Source organism: Empedobacter sedimenti, from assembly GCF_030005555.1.
Taxonomy (GTDB): domain Bacteria; phylum Bacteroidota; class Bacteroidia; order Flavobacteriales; family Weeksellaceae; genus Empedobacter; species Empedobacter sedimenti.
In genome coordinates this window covers 104,304-116,941 of record NZ_JASCQG010000008.1, presented here as the reverse complement: position 1 = coordinate 116,941, position 12,638 = coordinate 104,304, and the positions used below count along the sequence as shown (strand labels likewise).

The 12,638-nt window shown below is 31.8% G+C and carries 14 protein-coding genes; 4 read left to right on the top strand and 10 right to left on the bottom strand.

Going from position 1 to position 12,638, the window contains the following annotated elements:
• Positions 1-16: 16 nt before the first annotated feature.
• The 3 genes from QHG34_RS09215 to QHG34_RS09205 form a co-directional block, all read right to left on the bottom strand.
• Entirely contained in the window at positions 17-2,023 is a 2,007-nt protein-coding gene (locus tag QHG34_RS09215; RefSeq protein ID WP_282629883.1) for a flavohemoglobin expression-modulating QEGLA motif protein, read from the bottom strand.
• Positions 2,020-3,000, bottom strand: a complete 981-nt coding sequence (gene gshB, locus QHG34_RS09210) for a glutathione synthase (protein WP_282629882.1) — start codon at positions 2,998-3,000, stop codon at positions 2,020-2,022. Before gshB ends, QHG34_RS09215 begins: the two co-directional genes overlap by 4 nt.
• Positions 3,001-3,184: 184 nt before the next feature.
• Positions 3,185-3,700: a TlpA family protein disulfide reductase gene (locus QHG34_RS09205; protein ID WP_282629881.1), complete on the bottom strand. Its 516-nt coding sequence runs from the start codon at positions 3,698-3,700 to the stop codon at positions 3,185-3,187.
• Positions 3,701-3,812: 112 nt separating this feature from the next.
• Between QHG34_RS09205 and pth the strand changes: the two genes are divergently transcribed.
• Genes pth through QHG34_RS09190 form a run of 3 tightly spaced genes read left to right on the top strand, consistent with a single transcriptional unit; the run spans position 3,813 to position 5,012 of the window.
• Positions 3,813-4,379, top strand: a complete 567-nt coding sequence (pth, locus tag QHG34_RS09200) for an aminoacyl-tRNA hydrolase (protein ID WP_282629880.1) — start codon at positions 3,813-3,815, stop codon at positions 4,377-4,379.
• Entirely contained in the window at positions 4,369-4,782 is a 414-nt protein-coding gene (locus tag QHG34_RS09195) for a rhodanese-like domain-containing protein (RefSeq protein WP_282629879.1), read from the top strand. Before pth ends, QHG34_RS09195 begins: the two co-directional genes overlap by 11 nt.
• Positions 4,782-5,012: a DUF3820 family protein gene (locus QHG34_RS09190; RefSeq protein WP_282629878.1), complete on the top strand. Its 231-nt coding sequence runs from the start codon at positions 4,782-4,784 to the stop codon at positions 5,010-5,012. The genes QHG34_RS09195 and QHG34_RS09190 overlap by 1 nt, the downstream gene beginning before the upstream one ends.
• Here QHG34_RS09190 and QHG34_RS09185 read toward each other — a convergent pair.
• From QHG34_RS09185 to QHG34_RS09160, 6 genes are all read right to left on the bottom strand, one after another.
• Complete coding sequence (locus QHG34_RS09185) at positions 5,009-5,449, bottom strand: GNAT family N-acetyltransferase (RefSeq protein ID WP_282629877.1); 441 nt, start codon at positions 5,447-5,449, stop codon at positions 5,009-5,011. The two genes, QHG34_RS09190 and QHG34_RS09185, sit on opposite strands and share 4 nt — an antisense overlap.
• The gene (locus QHG34_RS09180) at positions 5,446-5,802 is read right to left on the bottom strand and encodes a hypothetical protein (RefSeq protein ID WP_282629876.1); all 357 of its coding nucleotides are present in this window, start codon (positions 5,800-5,802) and stop codon (positions 5,446-5,448) included. Before QHG34_RS09180 ends, QHG34_RS09185 begins: the two co-directional genes overlap by 4 nt.
• 32 nt (positions 5,803-5,834) lie before the next feature.
• Positions 5,835-6,401 (bottom strand): nicotinate (nicotinamide) nucleotide adenylyltransferase, encoded by a 567-nt coding sequence (nadD, locus tag QHG34_RS09175; RefSeq protein ID WP_282629875.1) that lies wholly within the window; start codon positions 6,399-6,401, stop codon positions 5,835-5,837.
• Positions 6,402-6,585: 184 nt separating this feature from the next.
• Positions 6,586-7,170 (bottom strand): Maf family nucleotide pyrophosphatase, encoded by a 585-nt coding sequence (locus QHG34_RS09170; RefSeq protein ID WP_282629874.1) that lies wholly within the window; start codon positions 7,168-7,170, stop codon positions 6,586-6,588.
• A gap of 265 nt (positions 7,171-7,435) precedes the next feature.
• Positions 7,436-7,960 carry a KdsC family phosphatase gene (locus tag QHG34_RS09165; protein WP_282629873.1) on the bottom strand — a complete coding sequence of 175 codons (525 nt, stop codon included), beginning with the start codon at positions 7,958-7,960 and terminating at the stop codon, positions 7,436-7,438.
• A complete protein-coding gene (locus QHG34_RS09160; RefSeq protein WP_282629872.1) occupies positions 7,957-8,721 on the bottom strand; it encodes a Rossmann-like and DUF2520 domain-containing protein in 765 nt (254 codons plus the stop codon). The genes QHG34_RS09165 and QHG34_RS09160 overlap by 4 nt, the downstream gene beginning before the upstream one ends.
• Positions 8,722-8,908: 187 nt before the next feature.
• Between QHG34_RS09160 and QHG34_RS09155 the strand changes: the two genes are divergently transcribed.
• Positions 8,909-11,320, top strand: a complete 2,412-nt coding sequence (locus tag QHG34_RS09155) for a TonB-dependent receptor domain-containing protein (protein WP_282629871.1) — start codon at positions 8,909-8,911, stop codon at positions 11,318-11,320.
• A gap of 92 nt (positions 11,321-11,412) precedes the next feature.
• Here the strand turns inward: QHG34_RS09155 and QHG34_RS09150 are convergent, their stop codons facing one another.
• The gene (locus QHG34_RS09150; RefSeq protein ID WP_282629870.1) at positions 11,413-12,582 is read right to left on the bottom strand and encodes a dicarboxylate/amino acid:cation symporter; all 1,170 of its coding nucleotides are present in this window, start codon (positions 12,580-12,582) and stop codon (positions 11,413-11,415) included.
• Positions 12,583-12,638 lie beyond the last annotated feature (56 nt).

Here is a 12,638-nt window from a genome sequence, read left to right as displayed (position 1 = left end):
GAGTGGGTTTTTATTTTTAATCTTTTATTCCATTAAAGATGTATTGTAATAATGGGTTTATTTCTGGATTTTCAAGATGTTTCTTGAAAATTTTGGTATAATATTTTGGTTTGTTAATCATTTTACGTTCAACTAATTCATCAATTGTATCAATGTATTCAACAGAAGTTTTACCAATTAAAAGATTGTCTAATGCACGTCCTTGATCAACATAATTTAGAATTGTTTTCAATCCTTTCAAATAAAGCGCATCTTTCGTGAAACCTCCACCGCGATAAACGCGAGTTGTTAGATAAAATGCATCTTCTGGCGTCATTTTATATTCTTCCATCAAGACCATAAATGTTTCGTTGAAAGATTTTCCACTTGTCAACATATGAACCGCCATTACACGTAAACCAAGTTCTCTTAATCGACTATGATTAATAGAATCAGAGTAATACTCGCTTAAAATAGCTAAACCTTCTTGCGTTAACGTATTAACAGGTAAACCAACACTAAAGATTTTTAATGGTTGATCCAACGCATTCATCGTAGTAACCATATGAACTCCGATTTCGTGCTCGATTAATCCATTTGTAAAACGTTTGTCAAACTTTACACCGCGCTTAATCACAACTTTTCTTTTGCTGTTAATTACAAGAGCTTTTGATGCAATATCGTCAGAAACTTCTATATCAAATTTGAAACCGTAATCATTTGTTGCATTTCTAAAAAGATTAACCACTTCTTCCTCAGTATAATTTCCTTGTTTATCCATTCTAAACTCAGGACAATAAAGGATAAAGTTTGCGTTTTCGATATCTTTTTTAGATGGCTCACCAAAATAACGCAACGAATTGTACAAAAATTTATCCGTACCAAGATTTGCTAACAAATCTACCTTATCAAAATAAGCGTTAATCGTGTTAACATACATATTTTGAATACTGATATCATTTATTTTTTCAACCTTAATATTAGATAATTTTCGTTTAAATTCGAATGGATCAATGTTAAGTGGATTGTACTTAAATTGAGGTTCGTATGTATATTTTGAAGCTAAGAATTTTTTCTTCTCAAACTCTAAATTAATCGGATTGATTACACTTAATAACTCAAAATTCTGAACCAATTGATACAATTGTTTATCAATTTTTACCAAATCAGATTCTAATTCATTGTGCAAAATATTCACTTGTTTAGAGCCTACTTTGTACGTCGTTTCCGTCTTTACAAATTCGTATGCATGATGAAGAATCGCCGATTTGAAACCTTCTTTTATTTGGTTAATAATCTCTGGAAAAGATTCTCCTGTTAATTCATCACAATAAATTTTTGAAACTTCTGTGGCTAAAACCAATGTATTTTTGAATCGATTTGTGACAAATTCTAACAAATATCCACGTCCATAAAATACATCGTTAATCGCTGAATAATTGTGAATATTTTCTAACTCAATATTCGCCAATTCATCGCGCCAACTTTCTACATAATTTCCGTAACGTTCGTTATCAACTCGTTCAGCACCAATATTGAATACAGGAACTGGACGATCCCAACGTTTCCAGTTGTACGAATGAATATCATAAACCAAACACGACTTAAATTTAGTTTCAAGTTTGTTGATCAAAGCTTCTAAAACCTCATAAAAAGCATGATGTTTTGCAATACTTTTTTGTTTTTGAGAAACTGATAAAGGCTCTTTCCAAACCTGTTTTCCCCAAGCTTCTTCGTACACAGCAGTTTCTGGACCACGATTTAGATCGTATTCAAATCGAGAATCGCAACCTTTTATTATGATAGGAAAAGTCTCGACAAACTCAGCTGTATGCGGATCTTCCTCGTACCAACGCTCATAATTACTCAACATGCATTTTTCGCGAATATCTTCGCGCATTTGTCCACCATCATGAATAGCTGCACAAACGTAAGGAATGTATTCGTCGATTTTTATCTTGAATGATTCGTCTTCTGCATAGGCTTCAAATACAATTTCGTTCTCAATATTATCTAAAATTTGCTGTATACTTAAGGATTTCATGCTTTAAATTCTTTATATTTCTCCAATAACATCGTCACGATTTGTTTCTGAATTTCGTTGTTATTGTTTACATTATTGTGAGGAACAATTCCTCCAGGACTTACGACATTTAGCTCAACCATTTTCCCGTTAATCAAATCGATTCCGCAAAAATAAATTCCATCTTCATTTAGCTGTTTTCCTATTTTACGGCACAATTCTAACTCATGTTCACTCATATCATGCTTAATTGCAGAGCCACCAGCCGAAATATTAGAACGATGATCGCCTTCTGCAGGAACACGCATAATTGCACCAATTGGTTCGCCATTAATCACAATGGCACGAACATCACCTTTTTCTGCACCTTCTATATAATTTTGACAAATAATAGGCTGAGAATTTCCGGTATGATTGATATAAAAATCGCAAATCGAGCTTAAGTTACCAATATTTTTTCGTTCGAAAAGTATAACACCTTTACCCCCCATTCCATCTAAAGGTTTGATGATAAATTTCTCGAAATTATTTTCCTCTACAAACGATTTTATTAAATCAATGTCTTTTGTAATAAGCGTTTGCGGAACAATCGTTTCTTGTCCGTCATCAAAAGAAGCGGCGTATATTTTGTTATTTGCTTTACGTAATCCCGAAATTTTATTTACGAAGAAAACTTTGTCTTCAATTAATTCTAACATATTCAACAAAAGCGGATCAATAGGAGGATCAGCTCTCATAAAAATCATATCAAATTCGGTCAAATCTTTTATGCTGCTTTCAAACTTCATGGTATGATAAAACTCAACACAATCTGGCGTTTCTGTTGTGATCATTTTTTTGCAGTTTCCTACAACTTTACCTTTGGCAATAGAGATATCTTTTTTTGTTAAATAGGATACCTCAAAACCACGGTCTACACATTCTTTGATAATTCGCATTGTGGTATCTTTACCTGGTTCAACCTTGTCCCAAGGATACATTACGAAGCATATTTTCATATAAATAAAAAGGGTATTAAAATCAATGCAATAATAACTAAAAGTTTGATACAAAAAATGATCTATAAAAAATTATAGAAGATTTATTTTTATTCTATGAAAGATATTGATTTTTAATGATTAATAAAAGAAAAGGGTGATTGATTTTTCAATTTCAATCACCCTTTGGTTGGTAAACTATAAACTATTTATTTCGTAAACGATCAATTGTTTCCTGAACTTTAGGATCATCAGCTTTAACACTATAGTAATCTGCGATTTTCCCATCTTGATCAAGAACCAAATATCTCGGTATCCAATTTAAATCAATACTTGTGCCAAAATTGCCCTTAAAATTGTTTCCTAAGTAAAAGTGCTGACCCTCAATTTGATATTTTTCAATACCTTTTTTCCAAGCTTCCTCATTCTTGTCCAATGAAAGGTAAACAAAGGTTACATCAGGATTTTTTTCGTGCAAAGATTTCAAAGCTGGCATGTTTGTGATACAGTCTCCACACCAAGTTGCCCATAAATCTAACAGAACAATTTTTCCTTTATAGTTAGAAAAAACCTTTTCTAAGGTTGCCGAATTTCCTTCCAAATCGACTACGTTATCTTGCAAAGCAGCTGTTGGAAATTCAGTTTTCATCACTGACGGAATTTTTTGCGCAAATGCATTCATTCCAATAAATAATATTAAAACGCTAATTATTTTTTTCATGATAAATTTTTATCGATTTCTTTTGTTTTCAAAATCTATACCAATTTAGTAGATTTTAAAGCGAAGTTAAATATTTATTTCGAATGATTGCAAAAAGATGTAATTTTGTTTCATGCAAAAATATCTGATTATTGGGCTTGGTAATATTGGTGCTCAATACGAAAATACTCGTCATAATATTGGCTTCAAGGTTGTTGAAGAAATTGCTAAAAAAGTTGATGCCAAATTTTCGCCATCAAATTTTGGTGAAGTTGCTCAGTTTAAATATAAAGCGCGTCCTGTTACGTTGTTAAAACCAAATACATACATGAATTTGAGTGGAGATGCAGTTCGTTTTTGGATGAAAAAAGAAAATATTTCGTTAGAAAATATTTTTGTTATTACAGATGATTTGAACTTGCCTTTCGGAACAATTCGTATGCGTGGAAAAGGTAGCGACGGCGGGCACAATGGTTTGAAGGATATTCAGAACAAAGTTGGTGGACAAAATTATGCGCGATTACGCTTTGGTGTAGGAAATGAGTTTTCGGAAGGAAAACAAGTGGATTATGTGTTAGGCGATTGGTCAGCAGAAGAAAATGAAAAAATGAATGAACGATTAAATTTGGCTGCAGATGCTGCTTTGTCGTTTATTTTTCAGGGATTAGGGAATACAATGAATCAATATAATGGTAAATAAAATTTTAGGAGTTGCGATGATTGCAGGGACACTTTTTTTAGGTTCTTGTGCAAGTAATTCTGCAAACTCAGAAGAAAAAGAAGCGAAAATAGAAGAAGTAACTTCGACGTTAGACAATGTAAATGAAATTAATTTCAAGAACAAAAAGAATGTTTTGTTAGATGTTCGTACACCTGAAGAATTTGCTGAAGGTCATGTTCCTGGAGCGGTTAACATTGATGTGAAGAATCCAAATTTCGAAGATGAAATTCAGAAATTAGATACAAAAAAGAATTATTTTATTTATTGCAAATCTGGTGTTAGAGCAAAATTAGCAACAGAAAAAATGCAAGAAAAAGGTTTTAAAAATGCGAAGAATTTCAAAGATGGAATGTCGACGTACAAAGGAACTGTAGCAAAATAATGGAAGGATTTCGTCCTGAAATATTAAAAGAAATTGTCACAACAAAAATGCCTTTCGGTAAATACGAAGGGCGATTGTTGTGCGATTTACCTGTTTCTTATTTGGAATGGTTTGTTGGTAAAGGTGGTTTTCCGAAAGGAAAATTAGGAGATTTATTATCGACTGTTTACGAAATAAAGCTGAATGGTTTAGAAGATATTATCTACGAATTGAAACGTCAATTTGGTTAGACTTCCCATTCATAAAAATTTGCATCATCGCGCAATTGAAATCCAGCACTTGGATATAACGAATTTCCAATATCATTCGTAACACTGGTTTCTAACAACATCGCACAAGCATCTGTTTTACGACATAAACTTTTTGCTTCTTCTATCAATTCTCTTGAAAAACCTTGTCCTCGAAATTCTGGAGAAACAAATAAATCATTCAAAATCCAGAAACGTTTCATTCGAGTAGATGAAAATGAAGGAAACAATTGTACAAAACCAACTGCTTTTTCGTCTTTATTATAGGCTAAAAAGATAACCGACTCATCATTCACAATTCTCGCTTCTAGAAATTCTTCTGCTGCTTTTACATCAGATTTCTTATCATAAAATTGACGATATGCATCAAATAAAGGAACTATTTCTTGTAAATTATTTATAGAGGCTTGTTTTGTCATGATTCTGTGATTAAATATTCTTTTTTATTGTATTGATCTACAAAATATAATTGATTATTTCTGTATCTCATTTCTCCAAAAACAGATTTTATATTTTCTAATACAATTTTATATTGAAGTGTAAATATATCTATTGCAATAAGATTTGTATCTGGATTTTTAGTAGAATTCCATTGTTGTAAATATATCGTTGAATTGTGTTTATAAAACCAATCTCCAAAGATTTTATTATTTAATTCTTTAATTTCAGGATTTGAATTAAGCGTAAAAAAAGTTGGACCAAATCGAATTTCTCTAGCAAATTGTTTTTGAATTCTTAATGATTCAAATTCTATAAAATTTTCCCAATCCATAATCTGCAAATTCTCTCATTTTCAAATTAAATTCATCCATACAAATTACTTCCATCCAAATATTCCCAAACTTTTGGAGGCAACATAGGTTTTATATTTTTTCCATCTTTGATTGCATTTCTGATAAATGTAGAAGAAATTTCCATCAAAGGCGCTTCCACCATTTCGACATTATCGTAATTTTCTTCTTGCGAATAACCAGGACGCGGATAAACATACAATTGATAATCGCGCATTAAAATATCGGCATTTTTCCATTTAGAAATTCCATCCAAATTATCAGAACCCATAATCAACGCAAAGTCATGCTCAGGAAATTTTTCGTTTAGATGAATTAACGTATCAATTGTATACGACGGTTTCGGTAACGTAAATTCGATGTTAGATGCACGAAGATTAGGATAATCTTTTATCGCTAACTCTACCATTTCTAATCGATCATATTCATTTGCCAAAGAACTTTTTTTCTTCAACGGATTTTGAGGCGAAACCACAAACCAAACCTGGTCCAAATCGGTGAATTGTTGAAAATGATTGGCAATAATTAAATGTCCGACATGAATAGGATTGAATGATCCAAAATATAAACCGACCTTCATAAAATTGATTTTTTAGAAAAACAAAAATACGATAATTAATAATGTTTTAGAATAAAGAAAAGTGAAGTCGTTTTTTGTCATTCTGAGCTTGTCGAAGAATTTAATCTTCAATATGCGATGTTGAAACAAGTTCAACATGACAAATAGTAGAATAAAAAAATCCAGCCGAAGCTGGATAATATGTTTAGAATTTTACTAATTCTTTATACAACTTATGTGTAGGAAGTCCCATTACATTGAAATAACTTCCATTCATATTGTCCACACCAATATAACCAATCCATTCCTGAACGCCGTAAGCGCCCGCTTTATCAAAAGGTTTGTAATTATCGATATAGAAATATATTTCTTCGTCCGTTAAATCTGCGAAAGTTACTTGTGTTTCGTCCGAAAAAGTAACTTCTTTCTCTACAGAACGAATTGTAACCGATGTATAAACTGAATGTGTTTTTCCGCTTAATTTTTTAATCATTTCGTACGCTTCTTCTCTATTCGAAGCTTTTTCTAACGATTCATTATCCACCCAAACAGTCGTATCCGATGTTATAATCAAATCATTTGGTTGAATATCCGTATAAGCTTTTGCTTTTTTAGCGGAAAGATATTCGGTGATTTGTTCTTTCTTGAATTCGTTGCGATCAAATGTTTCGTCGATATCCAATGAAATTGTCGAAAATTGCAATCCTAATCCAGCTAAAAGTTCTTTTCTTCTTGGCGATTGTGATGCCAAAATGATATTGGTATCTTTTAATTTTTCTGTTAATAACATTTTAATGATTTGTTATTCTGATAAATTTTTATCTGTTATTTCTGGCTAAAATTTTATACTCTTTTCATTTTTGTCTTGACACAAAAACGAAACAAAAAAGTCAAGGCTGTAAATCTATTCACTAAAAATGTTTTCATTTCACTAAAGATTTTAAAAACCCTACGGGCTAAAATCTTCTTAACGTTACATTCGAACATTTTCTTAACGTGATAGATTTAATGCCGATTTTAAGCAGAAAAATGAATATTTAATTTGTTCAATTCTTTTATACAGAAGCTACTTCTTCTGCATTATACCATTTGTTTTGAACTTTCAAGATTTGTTCTAATAAATCACGAACACAACCTTTTCCTCCATTTTCTGGCGAAATATATTCCGACGCTTTGCGAACATCCATACACGCATCGTTTGGACAAGCTGCTAAACCAACCAAGCTCATTACAGCTAAATCAGGATAATCATCACCCATATAAGCAATTTCATCAGGATCTAATCCATATGAAAAAAGTAAATCTTCGAAAGCTTCTACTTTATCACGTTTGTTCACGTAAATATCTGTTAAGCCTAAATATTTTAAACGATTCACAACAGCTTCATCTCTTCCGCCTGTAATCACCGCAATTCGTATTCCTTGTTTGATGGCTAATTGCATTGCATAACCATCGCGTGTATTCATTGTTCTCACCATTTCGCCAGTTGGTAATAAAATTAAATTTCCATCTGTCAAAACTCCATCTACATCTAAAATAACGGTTTTAATGTTATTTAGTTTTTCTTTATAACTTATCATTTTTCGTAAACTCGTTTGATTGAATCTGTCATTATTTGGTAAATCTGTAATAATCTCGAATCGTTTTGTAACGCTTCTAAATGTCGATCAATAATCACTTGATCGCCACGTTTTGCTGGACCAGTTTGTGCGTCTTTCGGATTCATTTCGATCACTTTATTTGCAGTTTCCTGGATAAGAGGCAACAAAACATCGAACGGAACATTGTTTTGCTCACAAATATTTCCTGCGATATAATACAAATGATTGACAAAATTATTTGCCCAAACACCTGTCATATGCACTTGCATTCTACTTGCAAAATTAAGCTCGTGTACTTCATTTGAAATACGATTTCCTAATTCATTTAATTTCTTCAAATCTTCAGGATTTTCGGCTTCGATAAAAAACGGAATGTTATCATAACGCATCGTTCTCTCTTTCGAAAAAGTTTGCAACGGATAGAAAACACCTTTTCTGTAATCACCTTTCAGAACAGATATTGGAGACGAACCAGAAGTATGAACGACCAAAACATCATCGTAAGGAATGTAATGTGAAAATTCTTCGATTCCAGAATCTGCACTTGCGATAATATAAATGTCTGCTTTTTCTATTTCAGAAATTTTATCGGTATACGAAATTCTATTTGCTTCTCCGATTTCTCTGGCGTGTTCTAATGTTCTATTGAAGATTTGACGAACATTGCAAGTGTTTTCGATTAATGCACGAGTTAAATGAAATGCAACATTTCCCGCACCTAATATGACAATTGAACTCAATGTTTTAGCAATTTTTTGATTAATATGATTTGAATGATAAAAGTAGGTTTTTCAGTCGAGGAAAAAAATTTTTAATTTTTTTTAAAATTTCTGTAACAAAACGTAAAGAGTTGCGTCTTATTAGTAAAAATTAGAATTAATGTGGATGTGTATTATGTAAAACATAGTACTATAAAAAATATTAACAATGAAATTGAACAAAATAACTCTAGCAATTCTTTTCTCTGTATGTTCTATTTATGGGTTTGCTCAAGAACATCATCCAGTAAAAGGGAAAATTGAAAACGGTAAAAATGAAGCAGTAGGTATGGCTGCAATCCAAATTTACAAAGAAGGCTCAAAAGATCTTTTAGATGAAGTGTATGCTGAAGCTGACGGAACTTTTACAATTCCAGATTTAGAAGACGGAAATTATCGATTAGTTATTACAGAATTTGGATATCAGCAATCTGTTACAACTGCAGAAGTAAAAGGAGGTGAATTAAATTTAGGAAACATTGTTTTACAACCAGCAAAATCTGAAACAATTGAATTGAAAGGAGCTTTTGTTCGTGCTGAAGTTTCACAATATCGTAATGAAATAGATAAGCGTGTTGTAGAAGTAGGAAGTGACTTAGTAAGTTCTGGTGCAGATGCTGCGGCTGTTCTTAATAATATTCCGTCTGTAAATGTAGATCAACAAACAGGAGAATTATCATTAAGAGGTAATGAAAATGTGAAAATTTATATTGATGGAAAACCATCTTCATTATCTGCATCGCAAGTATTGAAACAAATTCCTTCGAATCAAATTCAACGAGTTGAAATCATCACAAATCCTTCTGCTAAATATGAAGCAGATGGTAAATCTGGGATTATAAACATTGTAATGATTAAAGGAAAGAAAAAAGGTTACAATGTTGCGTTGAGCACAGGTTATGAACAAGGTAAAAGAAGCCGTTTCAATAATTCTTTGACTGCTAACGTAAATACTGGATCATTTAATATTTTTGGTACATATAGTTACAATAAACGTCCAAGTGAGTTTCATGGTTATTTAGATAATTATGATTCTAAATTATGGCAAGGAATTGATATCTTGAATAAAGACGAAAACCAATCTGCAAAAGTAGGATTTGACTGGTTTATTGATGATAAAACTGCATTAACAGTTTATACTAATCAATGGTTTGGGAAAGGACATGGAGAAATTGGTTCTGATATTAGAGAGACAGTTACAAATGCTTTTCATCCAAATACATCTACTTTTAATGGAGACTGGAAAAGTCAAGATTATACGTTGAATTTTAAACGTGATTTTGATAAACCAGATCATAACATTGTTTTAGATGCATTTTTCTCTAAATCAGATAATTCTGATTTACGTTTAATGGACAATTCATATCCAGTTCTGAAATCATATTCAGAAAATAGAGATGATAAAACCGATAATATTCGTATTAATTTAGATTATACCAATCAAATTAAAGATGGAGGTAAAATTGAAGCTGGTTTACAATTTAGAAGAGAAAAGAACGATAATTTCTTAATAACAGACAATCGCGTTTTTATTAATGGAGCAACAATAAATCCAAGTACAGATTTTACGTTTACAAGAGACTTTTTATCTGCTTATTTAAACTACGGGCAAAAGTTTGGAAAATTCGGAATGCAATTAGGAGTTCGTGCAGAACAAGCAAATGATAAAGGAGATTACATTTATAATGTAACTTCTAAAGGATCAATCAAACGAGATAAATTAGATTTCTTTCCATCTGCTTTCTTAACATACGATGTAACAGAAAAAGGACAAGTGTCTTTAAACTATAGTAGAAGAATTGACCGACCTGGAATTTACCAATTATCTACTGTGCCGGAATGGTCTACACCATTGATGTCTAGCCAAGGAAATCCAGATTTACGTGCAGAGTATACAAATAATTTTGAGTTAGGTTACTTACAACGTTTTGGTAAAAACTCAATTTCAGGAAATGTATTCTACCGTATTATCAATGATAATATTTTCAGATCAGTAAAACGTAATGAGGATGTTGTTGGAGCATTTATTCAAGAGTTTGAAAACTATGATAAAGTAAATGCATATGGATTTGAGTTAAGTTTTAATCTTACACCAACAAAATGGTGGTCATCTAATATTAGTGGAGATTACACGCACAATACAATGGTTGTAAATCAGATGAAAAACGATAATGGAACATTGGTTCCTTACACGGAAGAAATTGATGCTAACCGATTAACAGCTCGTATGAACAATACGTTTAAGTTAACAAAAGTAATTAGCTTACAACATTTCTTTATGTACCAAGGTAAATCTAGATTTTTGCAAGGAGAAATGCAAGATATGTGGAGAATGGATTTAGGTGCTCGTTATACTTTTATGGGAGGAAAAGCTTCTTTAAGCGCGCGTGTTAGCGATATTTTCAGAACCTTCTATGGTCGTTTAGAAATGTATACACCAGATAGAGGTTATGGTCAATTCCGTTGGGAAGCACAAACAATGAATATAGGATTTACATATAACTTTGGAGGAAAAGTACGTAATCGTGCAGAAGCTCAACAAAATAAATCAGATAGCCAAGGAGGAGGAGTTGGTTTCTAATTCATAATACATTCTTCATTTAAATATTTTTATAACAAAAAAGAGTTCTAGATTTATTCTAGAACTCTTTTTTTATGAATTTAAAAATTATTTTATTGAACTTCTTTCTTGAATAATTTATTTAAAGTGACTGCAATAGCACCGTCTCCAGTTACATTTCCAGCCGTTCCAAAACTATCCATAGCTATATAAAGAGCAATCATCAGAGCTTGATTCTCAGCATTAAACCCTAACATAGAAGCAATTATTCCGATAGCAGCCATAATCGCTCCACCTGGAACTCCAGGTGCTGCAACCATTGCTATTCCAAGCATCATCATAAAACCTAAAAATTGTAAAAAATCAATCTCAATTCCCTGAATTAACATTAATGCTAAACAGCAACAAACGATTTTTAGCATAGATCCTGATAAATGAATTGTAGCACAAAGAGGAACTGCAAAACTTGCAATTTCGTCACGAACACCAATCTTTTTTACCTGCGCTAATGTTACAGGAATTGTAGCAGCAGAAGACTGCGTACCCAAAGCTGTGAAATATGCAGGCATCATTAGTTTTAGCATCATGAAAGGATTTTTCTTTGCTACAATACCAGCAATTGTAAATTGAATCACCAATAATAGAACATGTAATATAAAGATTACACCAATTATTTTTACAAAAACACTCATTATTGTAACAACTTGTCCAGAATATGACATGTTTAAGAAAATTCCGAAAATGAAAATTGGTAATAATGGAATGATTAAGTGTTGAATTAAATAAGTGACAATTTCTTCAAAGTCATCGGCAAATTTTCCGAAAGTAGAATTTTTTAAGCGAGATAATCCAATTCCGAAAAGAAAGGAGAATACTAAACCTGGCATTACACCAAATAATGGAGGAAATTCTATCGAAAAATAAGGTGCAAATTCTTTTGCTTTTTCACCGATATTAATTTGTTCTGTTTGATTTTCTAATAATTGAGGGAAAAGAGACATACTTGCAGAATAGCCTAACAATCCTGCAAAAATGGTAGATCCGTAAGCTATTAAAACAGTTGCTAATAATAATTTTCCGGCTGTTTGTCCTAATCGTCCAATTGAAGGAACAATTAATCCAACAATAATTAATGGAATAAGAAAGTTAAGTAATTCGCTAAAAAAATCGTTAAAAGTCATAAAAATACGACCAATAACTTCTGGGATAATTCTACCTAATGCTATTCCTAATACAATGGCAAGAATTACTTTTACGAGTAAATTGTTTTTGAGTTTGTGCATTTTCAAATTTAAAAACATTTTTCTGAAAAAAAATGAAATCAATTTATTCATTCTTC